Source organism: Klebsiella sp. JB_Kp042, assembly GCF_040065275.1.
Lineage (GTDB): Bacteria > Pseudomonadota > Gammaproteobacteria > Enterobacterales > Enterobacteriaceae > Klebsiella > Klebsiella quasipneumoniae.
The window spans coordinates 106,440-120,188 of the sequence record NZ_JBEAJL010000100.1 but is presented as its reverse complement, the minus strand read 5'-3'; the positions used below and the strand labels follow the sequence as shown (position 1 = coordinate 120,188).

General features: G+C 57.2%; 15 protein-coding genes. 5 read left to right on the top strand and 10 right to left on the bottom strand.

Annotated features, from left to right (window positions below):
- Window positions 1-2 precede the first annotated feature (2 nt).
- The 4 genes from ABLV54_RS21680 to dapA all read right to left on the bottom strand — a co-directional run bounded on the left by ABLV54_RS21680 (window position 3) and on the right by dapA (window position 3,866).
- Complete coding sequence (locus tag ABLV54_RS21680) at window positions 3-875, bottom strand: neutral zinc metallopeptidase (RefSeq protein ID WP_023290614.1); 873 nt, start codon at window positions 873-875, stop codon at window positions 3-5.
- Between the two features lie 119 nt (window positions 876-994).
- On the bottom strand, window positions 995-1,708 hold the full coding sequence (gene purC / locus ABLV54_RS21675; RefSeq protein WP_002913801.1) for a phosphoribosylaminoimidazolesuccinocarboxamide synthase: 714 nt from the start codon (window positions 1,706-1,708) through the stop codon (window positions 995-997).
- 228 nt (window positions 1,709-1,936) lie between these two features.
- Window positions 1,937-2,971: an outer membrane protein assembly factor BamC gene (gene bamC / locus ABLV54_RS21670; protein ID WP_195805876.1), complete on the bottom strand. Its 1,035-nt coding sequence runs from the start codon at window positions 2,969-2,971 to the stop codon at window positions 1,937-1,939.
- A gap of 16 nt (window positions 2,972-2,987) precedes the next feature.
- Window positions 2,988-3,866, bottom strand: a complete 879-nt coding sequence (gene dapA / locus ABLV54_RS21665; RefSeq protein ID WP_023290616.1) for a 4-hydroxy-tetrahydrodipicolinate synthase — start codon at window positions 3,864-3,866, stop codon at window positions 2,988-2,990.
- A 153-nt stretch (window positions 3,867-4,019) separates the two neighbouring features.
- Here dapA and ABLV54_RS21660 point away from each other — a divergent pair, with 153 nt between their 5' ends.
- Both ABLV54_RS21660 and bcp read left to right on the top strand, forming a co-directional pair.
- A complete protein-coding gene (locus ABLV54_RS21660) occupies window positions 4,020-4,586 on the top strand; it encodes a glycine cleavage system transcriptional repressor (RefSeq protein ID WP_002913804.1) in 567 nt (188 codons plus the stop codon).
- A gap of 3 nt (window positions 4,587-4,589) precedes the next feature.
- Complete coding sequence (bcp, locus tag ABLV54_RS21655; RefSeq protein ID WP_004201935.1) at window positions 4,590-5,060, top strand: thioredoxin-dependent thiol peroxidase; 471 nt, start codon at window positions 4,590-4,592, stop codon at window positions 5,058-5,060.
- A gap of 60 nt (window positions 5,061-5,120) precedes the next feature.
- Here bcp and ABLV54_RS21650 read toward each other — a convergent pair whose 3' ends face one another.
- Together ABLV54_RS21650 and ABLV54_RS21645 are read right to left on the bottom strand one after the other, a co-directional pair.
- Window positions 5,121-6,185, bottom strand: coding sequence for an AI-2E family transporter (locus ABLV54_RS21650; RefSeq protein ID WP_004201933.1), 1,065 nt, complete (start codon window positions 6,183-6,185; stop codon window positions 5,121-5,123).
- Window positions 6,186-6,239: 54 nt separating this feature from the next.
- Window positions 6,240-6,356: a hypothetical protein gene (locus ABLV54_RS21645; RefSeq protein WP_032429201.1), complete on the bottom strand. Its 117-nt coding sequence runs from the start codon at window positions 6,354-6,356 to the stop codon at window positions 6,240-6,242.
- A gap of 51 nt (window positions 6,357-6,407) precedes the next feature.
- On the opposite strand from ABLV54_RS21645, the gene bepA reads away from it, so the two are divergent.
- From bepA to ABLV54_RS21630, 3 genes are all read left to right on the top strand, one after another.
- Window positions 6,408-7,871 carry a beta-barrel assembly-enhancing protease gene (gene bepA, locus ABLV54_RS21640; protein ID WP_004201932.1) on the top strand — a complete coding sequence of 488 codons (1,464 nt, stop codon included), beginning with the start codon at window positions 6,408-6,410 and terminating at the stop codon, window positions 7,869-7,871.
- A gap of 9 nt (window positions 7,872-7,880) precedes the next feature.
- Window positions 7,881-8,240, top strand: a complete 360-nt coding sequence (gene arsC / locus ABLV54_RS21635; RefSeq protein ID WP_101881314.1) for an arsenate reductase (glutaredoxin) — start codon at window positions 7,881-7,883, stop codon at window positions 8,238-8,240.
- Window positions 8,241-8,366: 126 nt separating this feature from the next.
- Window positions 8,367-9,290: an Rpn family recombination-promoting nuclease/putative transposase gene (locus tag ABLV54_RS21630; RefSeq protein WP_023290620.1), complete on the top strand. Its 924-nt coding sequence runs from the start codon at window positions 8,367-8,369 to the stop codon at window positions 9,288-9,290.
- Here the strand turns inward: ABLV54_RS21630 and ABLV54_RS21625 are convergent.
- From ABLV54_RS21625 to ABLV54_RS21610, 4 genes are all read right to left on the bottom strand, one after another.
- Complete coding sequence (locus ABLV54_RS21625; protein ID WP_020947395.1) at window positions 9,287-9,988, bottom strand: DnaA inactivator Hda; 702 nt, start codon at window positions 9,986-9,988, stop codon at window positions 9,287-9,289. The genes ABLV54_RS21630 and ABLV54_RS21625 overlap by 4 nt on opposite strands.
- Window positions 9,989-10,086: 98 nt before the next feature.
- Window positions 10,087-11,373 carry a uracil permease gene (gene uraA / locus ABLV54_RS21620; protein ID WP_023290621.1) on the bottom strand — a complete coding sequence of 429 codons (1,287 nt, stop codon included), beginning with the start codon at window positions 11,371-11,373 and terminating at the stop codon, window positions 10,087-10,089.
- An 86-nt stretch (window positions 11,374-11,459) separates the two neighbouring features.
- Window positions 11,460-12,086: a uracil phosphoribosyltransferase gene (upp, locus tag ABLV54_RS21615; RefSeq protein WP_004201927.1), complete on the bottom strand. Its 627-nt coding sequence runs from the start codon at window positions 12,084-12,086 to the stop codon at window positions 11,460-11,462.
- Window positions 12,087-12,312: 226 nt separating this feature from the next.
- Entirely contained in the window at window positions 12,313-13,743 is a 1,431-nt protein-coding gene (locus ABLV54_RS21610) for a 6-phospho-beta-glucosidase (protein ID WP_023290622.1), read from the bottom strand.
- Between the last annotated feature and the right edge of the window lie 6 nt (window positions 13,744-13,749).

Below are 13,749 nucleotides of genomic sequence, written 5' to 3'. Positions count from 1 at the left end.
GATTACAGGGCGCTGCCGAAGGTGTTGCACTGCGCCGGGTCGCCGCTGTCGAAACCGCGTTTGAACCAGGTGTAGCGCTGTTTTGACGTGCCGTGGGTAAAGCTGTCCGGTACCACCCGACCCTGGCTCTGCTGCTGCAGACGGTCGTCGCCGATGGCCTCGGCGGCGTTCAGCGCCTCCTGCAGATCGCCGGTTTCCAGAATATCCTGCTGCTGCATATTATGGCCCCAGACGCCGGCGAAGCAGTCTGCCTGCAGCTCCATCTTAACCGACAGCCGGTTGGCTTCGGCCTCGGTGGCATGCTGCTGTTGCTGGCGGACCTTCGGCTCAATGCCCAGCAGTTTTTGCACGTGATGACCCACCTCATGGGCAATGACGTACCCCTGGGCAAAGTCGCCGTCGGCGCCCAGTTTATTTTTCATCTCATCGTAGAATGACAGGTCGATATAGACCGTGCTGTCGGCAGGACAGTAGAACGGCCCCATCACCGACTGGCCGGTACCGCAGCCGGTACGGGTCGCGCCGCGGTAGAGCACCAGCTTTGGCTGGGGGTACTGGCGGCCCATCTTTTCAAAGATCGGTCCCCAGGTATCTTCGGTGGTGGCCAGGATCACCGAAGTAAATTTCGCCGCTTCATCGTCTTTTGGACTGATGGAGCGCTGCGTGGAGGTCTGCTGCTGCGGCATCGGTTCGCCGGTCAGCATGCCGGTCAAATCCACGCCGTAATAGCCCGCCACCAGCACAATAATCAGCAGCACAATGCCGCCCTTCCCGCTCGGCAGCCGGAAGCCGCCGCCCCCGCCGCCAAACGGCGAGCCCGATTGACCGCGTCGATCTTCAACATTGTCGCTTTCGCGACGCCCTTGCCAGCGCATAAGCACCTCATTCCCTGTTATGTATCAATAGCAGAGATCGTAGGCGGTTCAGCGCAGGATTACCACAGGAAACAGCAAGAGACGCCAGAAGAAGAGACCATCTTCTGGCGGCGGGCGGGTTAGTCGAGCTTAACGCCCAGGCGGTGAGCCACTTCTTCGTAGGCTTCGATCAGGCCGCCAAGGCTCTGGCGGAAGCGGTCTTTGTCCATTTTATCAAGGGTGTTTTTGTCCCACAGGCGGCTGCCGTCCGGCGAAAACTCATCGCCCAGCACCACTTCGCCTTTGAACAGACCAAACTCCAGCTTAAAGTCCACCAGAATCAGACCGGCGTCATCGAACAATTTTTTCAGCACGTCGTTAGCTTTGTAGGTCAGCTCGCGCATCCGCGCCAGATTCTCTTTGCTCACCCAGCCGAAGGTTTCGCAGTAGGAGTCGTTGACCATCGGATCGTGCATGGCATCGTTTTTCAGGAACAGATCGAACAGCGGCGGATTCAGCTCGATACCTTCTTCAATGCCTAAACGTTTTACCAGCGAGCCTGCCGCACGGTTACGCACCACGCACTCCACCGGCACCATATCCAGTTTTTTCACCAGGCATTCGGTATCGGAGAGCAGCGCTTCCATCTGGGTAGGGATGCCCGCTTCTGCCAGTTTGCTCATAATGAAGTGGTTGAACTTGTTATTCACCATGCCTTTACGATCGAACTGCTCGATGCGCGCGCCATCACCTGCTGACGTATCGTTACGGAATTCCAGTACCAGCAGGTCCGGATTATCGGTGCTGTATACTGTCTTCGCCTTACCACGATACAACTCAGCTTGCTTTTTCATCTTTCACTACTCCAGTGATATTGAGCCTAAAAATACGTTTCCACCTATACACAAAATCATTCAAAGTGCATCGAGGCGGCAACTGAGCGAATCCCCAGGGGCTTACAAAAGTAAGTGACTGGGTTGAACGAAGGCGGCCAACAAAGAGGCAATTTGAAGGATGATGTGTATACGCACACGTTTGCGTCACTATATATTAAAAGGGCCGGATTGCTCCAGCCCTTTTGATTACTTGTTAAATGCGGCCTGGAATACGGCTACCAGAGCGTCATTTTGCGACTGCGTCAGGGTGTGGCCTTTCGGGTCGATGAACTGCAGGCTACTGCGGTTATCGAGGTCGCCGACCTGAAGTTTGTAGTCACCGGAGACCAGCTGCGGGTCGCGTGCGCCCAGCTCCTGCCAGCTGCTGTCAGACAGCGGCTTGTAGGTCAGCGCCATGCTGCCCTGAGAGCGCGTGCTGTCGGTCACTTTCATCCCCACTTTCTCGAGGGCGCCCGGCAGACGTTGCCACACCATGTTAAACGGCGCGCGAACGACGAGCATTGGCAGGCCTGTATCGTCGGCAGCGCTCTGCACGTCGAAGGTGGCGCCCGCGCTGCGCTGAGCGGCGTTCTGGGCGTTGGTGGCGTTCATGTCCAGGCCTTCCGAAATGACGTTCAGCATGGCGGTGCTGTAGCGCTGCAGTGACGCCGGATCGGCAACCGGTTTACCCGCCTGCTCCAGATTCACCAGCTTGACCACAACCGCTTGCTGATAGCCCTGCGGTTTGACGGAGATTTGATAACGACCGCGATACTGCTGATCTTCATCAAGACGGTTCCACTCAACCCAGTCGGTGTTCAGCGTCTGGCTCGCATCATCGCGCTTGGCGATAACGTAGTTCTTCGACTGAAGAATGCTGGTAACCTGCGCCCACAGCGAACCGCTGCGGCCGTTTTCGACCATCAGCGTCGCGGTATCGCCGTTGAACTGGGTGCGGGCGCCGCTAACCAATGCCAGCGGCTGCGCCGGCGGGCGAATGTCCAGCGCCTTGCCGACCGCGCCGGTGCTGTTGGCCACCGGAATGTTGTAATCACCCACCTGAATCGGCAGGATCATCCCCGCCGGCGCGTGAAGTTCGCTCAACGGTGACGCCTGTAAATAGGCCTCATCACCGCTCACCTGACGCTTATAGCGCGAGTCGGAACTACAGGCCGCGAGGAGTAGAACCAGCGAAACACCCGCAACCTTCGCCAGGCGCGACTTCTGTACTGAGTAAGCCATCAAATCTCCCTAAACTTTACAGCAAACCGGCATGCTTCAGCGCGGCGGTAACGGCTTCACGACCCTGGTCGGTGATAGGCGTCATCGGCAAGCGCAGCGTATCGGTCGCCACAAGACCCAACGCCTTGCATCCCCATTTCACCGGGATAGGATTGGGTTCGACAAATAATTTTGTATGCAATGGCATCAGACGCTGGTTAATCGCCCGGGCTTCGGCAAATTGACCCGCCAGCGCCAGACGGCACATGTCGGCCATTTCGCGCGCCGCCACGTTGGCGGTAACGGAAATCACGCCCACGCCGCCGAGCTGCATAAAGTCCATACCGGTCGCATCGTCACCGCTCAGCAGAATAAAGTCGTCTGAAACCAGCTCTTTGATCTGGTGAACACGACTTAAGTTCCCTGTTGCTTCCTTAATACCGACAATATTTTTAATTTGCGCCAGACGGCCAACGGTTTCCGGCAGCATATCGCAACCGGTACGGGACGGCACATTATACAGAATTTGCGGCAGGTCAGTATGTTCGGCGATAGCTTTAAAGTGCTGGAACAGGCCTTCCTGGGTCGGACGGTTATAATAAGGAGTGACCGTCAGGCAGCCGACTACGCCGCTATCGTTAAAACGTTTGGTCAGGCTAATCGCCTCTGCGGTTGCATTGGCTCCCGTTCCCGCGATAACCGGGATACGCCCGTCAGCCAGTTCCAGCGTCATCATCACCACGTCGCCATGCTCTTCATGGCTCAGCGTTGCGGATTCACCGGTAGTCCCTACCGAAACGATCGCCGAGGTTCCGTTGGCGACATGATAATCAATCAGTTTTTTCAGGCTTGTCCGGCAGACATTACCGTTTTCATCCATCGGCGTGACAAGCGCTACAATACTTCCCGTGAACATGGGCCATCCTCAGAGCAGAAGTGCGACAAGATTCTCAATGTTACGTTTGGAGCTGCAATAAAAGCAAGAGACCCGACGCCATCAGGGATGTTGTATGGCGGTTTTTTTTATGCTTTCCTAATGTTACCTCACCTTTTTAAAGGAAGAACAGGTTTGACAGCCTCATTACAACACTATCTGGTTATTACCGCCCTGGGGGCTGACCGTCCCGGCATCGTGAATACGATCACTCGCCACGTCAGCAGCTGCGGTTGTAATATCGAAGACAGCCGGCTGGCCATGCTCGGTGATGAGTTTACGTTTATCATGCTGCTTTCCGGTTCGTGGAATGCGATTAACCTGATCGAATCAACCCTGCCGCTGAAAGGCGCGGAGCTGGAGCTGTTGATCGTGATGAAACGCACCACCGCGCGCCCGCCGCAGGCCATGCCAAACACCGTCTGGGTCCAGGTTGAGGTGCCGGACTCACCGCATATCATCGAGCGCTTCACTGCCCTGTGCGATACATGGAATATGAATATCGCGGAACTGGTGTCCCGCACGCAGCCGGGAGACGGCGATTCCGCGCAGCTTTTTATCCAGATAACGGCTCACAGCCCTGCGACGCAAAATGCAGCAAATATCGAACAAGCGTTCAAAGCCCTATGTACAGAACTCAACGCACAAGGCAGTATTAACATCGTTAATTATTCACAGCATGATGAACAGGATGGAGTTTAACCCATGACCCCACTGAAAGCCGGTGATCTTGCACCGAAATTTAGCTTACCGGACCAGGACGGCGAGGAAGTAAATTTAACCGACTTCCAGGGACAGCGTGTCCTGGTTTATTTTTACCCGAAAGCCATGACCCCGGGCTGCACCGTCCAGGCGTGCGGCTTGCGCGATAATATGGACGACCTGAAAAAAGCCGGTGTGGAAGTGCTGGGCATCAGCACCGATAAACCGGAAAAGCTCTCCCGTTTCGCCGAAAAAGAGCTGCTGAACTTTACGCTGCTGTCTGATGAAAACCATCAGGTTTGCGAGCAGTTTGGCGTCTGGGGCGAAAAATCCTTTATGGGGAAAACCTACGACGGGATCCACCGTATCAGCTTCCTCGTCGATGCCGATGGCAAAATCGAACACGTCTTTGATGACTTCAAAACCAGCAATCACCACGACGTGGTGTTGAACTGGCTGAAAGAAAACGCCTGATGCAAAGCAAGACGCCGGGGGAGAAAACCTCGCCCGGCGTCTTTTTTTATCCTCAATGCCTTAGTCGTCGTCGACGACCAGGCCATCCGGCCAGGCATGCACCACCGCTTTAATTAACGTGGCCAGCGGAATGGCGAAGAAGACGCCCCAGAATCCCCACAAACCGCCAAAGATCACCACCGACAGGATAATCACCAGCGGGTGCAGATTCACCGCTTCCGAGAACAGCACCGGGACCAGCAGGTTACCATCCAGTCCCTGAATAATCAGATAGACCGCGAACAGACTCCAGAACTCAGTGCCTGCGCCAAACTGAAACAGCGCCACCCCTACCACCGGAATGGTCACCACAAACGCGCCGATATAGGGGATCAGCACCGAGAAGCCCACCAGCACCGCCAACAGCAGCGAGTAGTTGAGGCCGAAAAGGATAAAGCCTATCCAGGTGGCGACGCTGACGACAATCATCTCCAGCACCTTACCGCGAATGTAGTTGGTGATTTGCTGGTTCATCTCCTTCCACACCTGCCCGGCCAAACCGCGGTTTCGCGGCAGCACGCGGCGTACCGCATTGAGCATCTGCTCTTTATCCTTCAGCAGGAAGAAGACCATCAGCGGCACCAGCACCAGATAGACCGCCAGCGTGAGCAGCCCCACCAGCGAGGCGAGAGAATACTTGACCACCGAGTCGCCCACCGTCAGCATCCGGGTGCGCATATTTTCCGCCATCGCATCGATGATGCCGGCATCCATCAACGCCGGATAGCGCCGCGGCAGCGTGGCGGCGAAATCAGAGAGCTTGTTAAGCATGCCCGGCATATCGCGGATAAGGTAGATCCCCTGCTGCCAGGCCACCGGCAGCACCACAAAGGCCAGCAAGAGCAGAATACCCACAAAGAGGATTAGCACCAGCGAGGTCGCCCAGGTGCGCGACAGGCCGATGCGCTCCAGGCGAACGGTCGGCCACTCCAGCAGATAGGCCAGCACGATAGCCACCAGTAACGGGGCCAGCAGGCCGCTGAAAAAGAACATGATGCCGAAACCGGCAAGCAAAATAACCAGCAGCGCTATCGCCTCAGGGTCGCTGAATCGACGGCGGTACCACTGCATTAACATCTCGAGCATAAAACCTTCCCTGAAGCGCAACGCGGCGACAAACGGGGGAATTGTATCGAAATGTCACAAAAAAGACTTCGCTTTTTGATGCGCAGCAGACAAACCCGTCTCCGCCGTGAAGAACCTATTTTCAATGCGTCTAACGCCAGCTAAACTCGCTGGGATGCGGCCAGGGAACATTGCGTCGCACAATCGGTCAAACTGGCACACCCACATTACAGGACAGAGGTTATGTTCAGGCAGTTGAAGAAAACGCTGGTGGCGACCGTGATCGCGTCGCTGACGCTGGGTTCGTTAGGCCCTGCTTTTGCTGACTCCGCAGATACCCTGCCGGACATGGGGACCTCCGCAGGAAGCACGTTGTCGATTGGTCAGGAAATGCAGATGGGGGATTACTACGTCCGCCAGCTGCGCGGCAGCGCGCCGCTGATCAACGACCCTCTGCTGGTGCAATATATCAACGGGCTGGGCATGCGTCTGGTCTCGCATGCGAATTCGGTGCGCACCCCGTTCCACTTCTATTTGATTAATAACGACCAAATTAACGCCTTCGCCTTCTTCGGCGGCAATGTGGTCCTCCACTCCGCCCTGTTCCGCTACTCCGATAACGAGAGCGAACTGGCCTCTGTCATGGCGCACGAAATTTCCCACGTTACGCAGCGGCATCTCGCCCGCGCAATGGAAGATCAGAAACGCAATGCGCCGCTGACCTGGGTCGGCGCGCTGGGTTCAATTCTGCTGGCGATGGCCAGCCCGCAGGCCGGGATGGCGGCGCTGACCGGGACGCTGGCCGGCACCCAACAGGGCATGATCAGCTTCACTCGTCAGAACGAAGAAGAGGCCGACCGGATCGGTATTCAGGTTCTGCAACGCTCGGGATTCGACCCGCAGGCCATGCCGATGTTTATGGGTAAACTGCTTGATGAGTCGCGCTACTCAACGCGACCGCCGGAAATGCTGCTCACCCACCCCCTGCCGGAAAGCCGGCTTGCCGATGCCCGTAACCGCGCCAACCAGATGCGCCCGGTTGTCGTGCAGTCCTCAGCGGACTTCTATCTGGCGAAGGCGCGTACCCTCGGAATGTACACCAACGGCGACAATAAGCTAGGCACCGATCTGCTCAACGCCTGGGATAAAGGCAATATCCGCCAGCAGCATGCCGCGCAGTATGGCCGCGCTCTGCTGGCGATGGAAAGCAACAACTTTGACCAGGCGCGCAAAACGCTGCAGCCGCTGCTCAGCGCCGATCCGCAAAATCCCTGGTATCTCGATCTGGCCACCGATATCGACCTCGGGCAGAAGAAAACCGGCGACGCCATCAACCGTCTTAAAAACGCTCGTGAACTGCGCACCAATCCGGTGCTGCAGTTGAACCTGGCCAACGCCCTCCTGCAGGGCGGACAGCCCGGGGAAGCGGCGACCATCCTGAATCGTTATACCTTTACCTATAAAGAGGATGGCAACGGCTGGGACCTGCTGGCGCAGGCGGAAGGCGCCCTGGGCAATCGCGACCAGGAGCTGGCGGCGCGGGCAGAAAGCATGGCGCTGGTCGGCCAGCTGGAACAGGCGATTTCCCTGCTCAGCAGCGCCAGCTCGCAAGTGAAACTCGGTAGTCTGCAGCAGGCCCGCTACGATGCCCGCATCGACCAGCTACGTGAGCTACAGGCCCGCTTCCGCCCCTACCAAAAAATGTAAGGAGACCCCATGACCGACGCGGTAAAAATTTACCATAACCCACGCTGCTCGAAGAGCCGCGAAACGCTGAGCCTGTTGAAGAGCCACGGCATCGATCCTGAGGTGGTGCTTTATCTTGAGACGCCACCGGATGCCGGGACGCTGCGTCAACTGCTGCAGCTGCTGGGTATGGAGAGCCCCCGCGAGCTCATGCGCCAGAAAGAGGATCTGTATAAATCGCTCAATCTTGCCGACCCGGCGCTCAGCGACGCCGCGCTGATACAGGCGATGGTCGACAACCCTAAGCTCATCGAACGCCCAATTGTCGTCAGCCGCGGCCAGGCGCGTATTGGCCGACCACCGGAGCTGGTCCTCGAGATCGTGAGCTAAGTTACCCGCGCCGCGCTACGCGGCGCTTTTTTTACGTAGCTGATTCCAGATCTTCCACGCCAATCCCTCCCGCCCGTCTTGCAGTGCTACTGTTCATCTAACGCTCAATCCACTGGACGGATGAACATGAAAAAACCAACCTCAACGCCTCACGATGCCGTATTTAAGACCTATCTCTCCCACCCTGATACCGCCCGCGATTTTCTGCGGCTGTACCTGCCCGAGACGCTGCTTAAAGTGTGCGATCTGCGTACGCTGCATCTCGAGTCCGGGCATTTTGTCGAAGACGATCTGCGTCCCTTTTACGCCGACATTCTGTATTCCCTGAAAACCACGGCGGGAGACGGCTATATTTATGCGCTTATCGAACACCAGAGCACGCCCGACCGGCATATGGCCTTTCGTCTGATGCGCTACGCCATCGCCGCCATGCAGCGCCACCTTGATGCCGGCCACGATCGGCTGCCGCTGGTGATCCCTGTTCTCTTCTACCACGGTCTGGTAAGCCCCTACCCGTTCTCACTGCGCTGGCTCGATGAATTCGTCGCTCCGGAGCTGGCCGGCCACCTTTATCACGGGGCGTTTCCGCTGGCGGACATTACCGTCATTCCGGATGACGACATTGCCACCCACCAGCGCATGGCGACGCTGGAGTTACTGCAAAAACATATTCGACAACGCGATCTGGCGCAGCTCCTCGACAAACTGAGCGAATTATTATTGACTGGTCTGGCGACGGAATCGCAGGTACAAGCCCTGATGCACTATCTGGTGCAGGCAGGCAACGCGCGAGAGCCGATCAAGTTCATTCGCGAGCTGGCGTTACGTACGCCGCAGCACAAGGAGACGTTGATGACAATTGCGGAATATCTGGAACAGCAGGGTCTGGAGCGGGGCCTGGCGCAGGGACTGGCGCAGGGCCGTCAGGAAGGCCGGAAAGAAGAGGCGCAGCGTATCGCCGCCGCTATGCTACACAGTGGCCTGGCGCGCGACCTGGTCGCCCGGTTGACCGGGCTGACGGAGGAGGAACTGACTCCGCAGGCGGACTAGAGTTTAAGGATCTCTTTCACGAAGGGGATCGTCAGCTTGCGCTGAGCGGTAATCGAGGCATGATCCAGCTGATCGAGGGTCATAAATAGCGAGCGCATCTCGCGATCCAGCCGCTTCAGCAGGAAGCGGCACACGTCCTCCGGCATCTCAAAGCCGCGCAGTCTGGCGCGCAGCTGCAGGGCCTGCAGTTTGTCTTCATCCGACAGCGGCTGCAGCTTATAGATCTGCCCCCAGTCAAGCCGCGAGGCAAGATCCGGCAGACCAAGATTCAGTTGCCGCGGCGGCCGGTCGCCGGTGATCAGCAGCCGGGTTTTACCTGATTCCAGGATCCGGTTGTAGAGATTAAAGATGGCCATTTCCCAGGGCTCATCCCCGGCGACGCACTCGATGTTATCGATGCAGACCAGGGCCAGCTGTTCCATCCCCTCCAGCACCTCCGGCACAAACCAGGTGCGTTTATCCAGCGGCACGTAGCCCACGGCATCCCCGCGCTGGGAAAGCTCGGCGCAGGCGGCGTGTAACAGGTGGCTGCGACCCGCCCCTTCACGTGACCAGATATAAATATACCCGCTGTGTTCCTGGCGCAGTACGTTCTGGAGGGCAGCAAGTAGAGAAGGATTATCACCCGGCCAGAAACTCGCGAAGGTTTCGTCGTCAGGAAGATACAGTGGCAAAGAGAGCTGTGCCGGTGCGTTCAGATGGACCTCAACATAGGCTTACAGAAAAACGCGAAGAGTTTATCACAGATTTAGGTCAGGAGAGAACCGGGCGGGATCGCCGCCCGGTCAGGCGATCGTTATTTAACCTCTTCGCTATCCACGGCGTCGAGAACCACCTCTTCCGGACGCAGGACGCTGATAAGCTTGAAAATCAGGCTGAGCGCGATACCGACGATGGTGGCCAGCGCCATCCCTTTCAGCTCAGCGGCGCCGATGTGCACTTTGGCGCCGCTGACGCCGATGATCAGGATCACGGAGGTGAGGATCAGATTCTGCGCTTTGCTGTAATCCACCTTCGATTCAATCAGTACGCGGATCCCCGAGGCGCCGATCACCCCGTACAGCAGCAGCGACACGCCGCCCATCACCGGCACCGGGATGATCTGGATCGCCGCCGCCAGTTTGCCGACGCAGGAGAGCAGAATCGCAATGATCGCCGCGCCGCCGATAACCCAGGTGCTGTAGACGCGGGTAATCGCCATCACACCGATATTTTCCCCGTAGGTGGTGTTAGGCGTCGAGCCGAAAAAGCCGGAAATGATCGTCGACAGGCCATTGGCAAACATCGAACGATGCAGGCCCGGGTCGCGGATCAGATCGCGTTTGACGATATTGGCCGTCACCACCAGGTGACCGACGTGCTCGGCAATCACCACCAGCGCAGCGGGCAGAATGGTGAAGATGGCGAACCATTCAAAACGCGGCGTGTAGAAGGTTGGCAGCGCGAACCAGTGCGCTTCGGCGATCGGGGTGGTATCAACCACGCCCATCACAAACGACAGCGCATAGCCCACCAGAACGCCAATCAGGATCGGGATAATCGCCAGGAAGCCGCGGAACAGGACCGAACCAAACACCGTCACCGCCAGGGTTACCATCGAGATAATAATGGTTTTGCTGTCCGGTGACTGGCCGTCGGCTGGCAGCAGCCCGGCCATATTGGCCGCCACGCCTGCCAGCTCCAGACCGATAACCGCCACGATGGCCCCCATCGCCGCCGGGGGGAACATCACATCCAGCCAGCCGGTACCGGCTTTTTTGACAATAAAGGAGACGAGGCAGAACAGCACGCCGCACATAATGAAACCGCCCAGCGCCACTTCATAGCCCAGCGGCAGCAGGAGCAGCACCGGAGAGATAAAGGCGAAACTCGATCCCAGATACGCCGGGATTTTGCCTTTACAGATAAAGAGGTACAGCAGCGTACCAATACCGTTGAACAGCAGCACGGTGGCCGGGTTGATGTGGAACAGGATTGGCACCAGCACCGTTGCGCCGAACATGGCAAACAGGTGCTGCAAACTAAGCGGGATAGTCTGTAAAAGCGGCGGTCTTTCACTCACCCCGATAGCACGGCGCGTCATAGTGTTTTCCTCTGAGATGGTTAGTTATGTGTGTTTTATTCAAAAAAAAGCCGACTCTCAAAGTCGGCTTATTTATCGTTATTCGATTATTTCGTACCAAAGATCTTGTCGCCGGCATCGCCGAGACCGGGAATGATGTACCCGTGCTCGTTCAGTCCCTTATCGACAGAGGCGGTATACAGCTCAACGTCCGGGTGCGCTTTCTCCAGCGCGGCAATCCCTTCCGGCGCCGCCACCAGCACCAGCACCTTGATGCTGGTGCAGCCGGCGTTTTTCAGCAGATCGATAGTGGCGATCATCGACCCACCGGTGGCCAGCATCGGGTCAACCACCAGCGCCATACGCTCATCGATGTTGGACACCAGCTTCTGGAAGTAAGGTACCGGCTCGAGGGTTTCTTCATTGCGATAAATACCCACCACGCTGATACGCGCGCTTGGCACGTGCTCAAGCACCCCTTCCATCATGCCGAGGCCTGCGCGCAGGATAGGCACGACGGTAATTTTCTTGCCCTTGATCTGCTCAACTTCCACCGGGCCGTTCCAGCCTTCGATGGTCACTTTCTCGGTTGCCAGATCGGCGGTGGCTTCATAAGTCAGTAAGCTGCCCACTTCTGAGGCGAGTTCACGGAAGCGTTTGGTGCTGATGTCGTGCTCGCGCATCAGGCCCAGCTTGTGTTTGACGAGTGGGTGTTTGACTTCCACAATCTTCATTCTCTTTCTCCTCTGAGGGGCAGCCACAAAAAAAATCGCGGGATTATACCGCTTTTTTCGGATTAGGCCATACCCATCTTGCTTGACGTATATCAAGCAAAGTGATTTAGAGACAAAAAAACCGGAGACGAGGCTCCGGTTTTAGCGCGGGGTTCTGCCGGGCGGCGCTAACGCTTACCCGGACTGGAAACCACGCTGGCCCGATAAGCGCAGCGCCATCGGGAAATTATAGCTGCTCCCCGTTGCTGGCAATCACCTTCTTATACCAGTCGAACGACTTCTTCTTACTGCGGTCCAGCGTGCCGTTGCCTTCATTATCTTTATCCACGTAGATAAAGCCGTAGCGTTTTTTCATCTCCCCCGTGCCGGCGGAAACCAGATCGATACAGCCCCACGGGGTATAGCCCATCAGGTCAACGCCATCTTCGACCACCGCCTTTTTCATCTCCGCGATATGGGCGGAGAGATAATCGATACGGTACTGGTCATCCACGCTGCCGTCCGCTTCACGAACATCGATCGCGCCAAAACCGTTTTCGACAATAAACAGCGGTAGCTGATAGTGATCCCAGAACCAGTTCAGCGAATAGCGCAGGCCGACCGGATCTATCTGCCAGCCCCAGTCCGACTTTTTCACGTACGGGTTGGAGACCAGGCTGGTGGTTTCATCATAATCGAGCAATGGGTTATCTTCGGTGGCTTTGGTGGCGAAGGACATATAGTAGCTAAAGCCGATGTAGTCGACACAGCCTTCGGTTAACGCCTGACGATCGGCTTCGGTCATGTCCAGGCTAAAGCCGCGGCGGGCAAAATAGTTGAGCAGATGCTGCGGATAGCGGCCGCGCACGTGGACGTCGGTGAACCAGTACCGGCGGTGCATGGCGTTCATCGCCATCATCATATCGTCCGGCGCGCAGGTCAGCGGATAGATGGGACACATGGCGATCATGCAGCCTATCTGCAGAGCAGGGTTGATCTCGCGCGCCGCTTTCACCGCCAGGGCGCTGGCCACTAGCTCATAATGTGCGGCCTGGTACATCACCGGTTCCCGATCTTCACCCGGCACATACTTCAGACCGGAGTTGGTGAAGGGGGCAAAGTCCTCATGGTAGTTGGCCTGGTTGTTGATCTCGTTGAAGGTCATCCAGTACTTCACTTTATGCTGGTAGCGGGTGAAGACGACCCTGGCGAAGCGCACGAAAAAGTCGATCAGCTTGCGGTTACGCCAGCCGCCGTACTCGGTGACCAGGTGATAGGGCATTTCAAAATGCGACAGCGTAATGACCGGTTCAATACCGTGTTTCAGACATTCGTCGAACAGATCGTCATAAAACTGCAGGCCAGCCTCGTTCGGCTCCTGTTCATCGCCCTGCGGGAAAATACGCGTCCAGGCAATCGAGGTGCGGAAACATTTAAAGCCCATTTCGGCAAACAGCGCCAGGTCCTGCGGGTAGCGATGATAAAAATCGATCGCCTCATGGTTCGGGTAGTTTTTCCCCGCTACCACGCCATCGGTGATCTCCCGCGGCACCCCGTGGGCGCCGGCGGTCATGACATCCGCCACGCTGACCCCCTTGCCCCCCTCCTGCCAGCCGCCCTCTAACTGATGCGCCGCCACCGCGCCGCCCCACAGAAAACCTTCTTTAAATCCGGACATAATCTC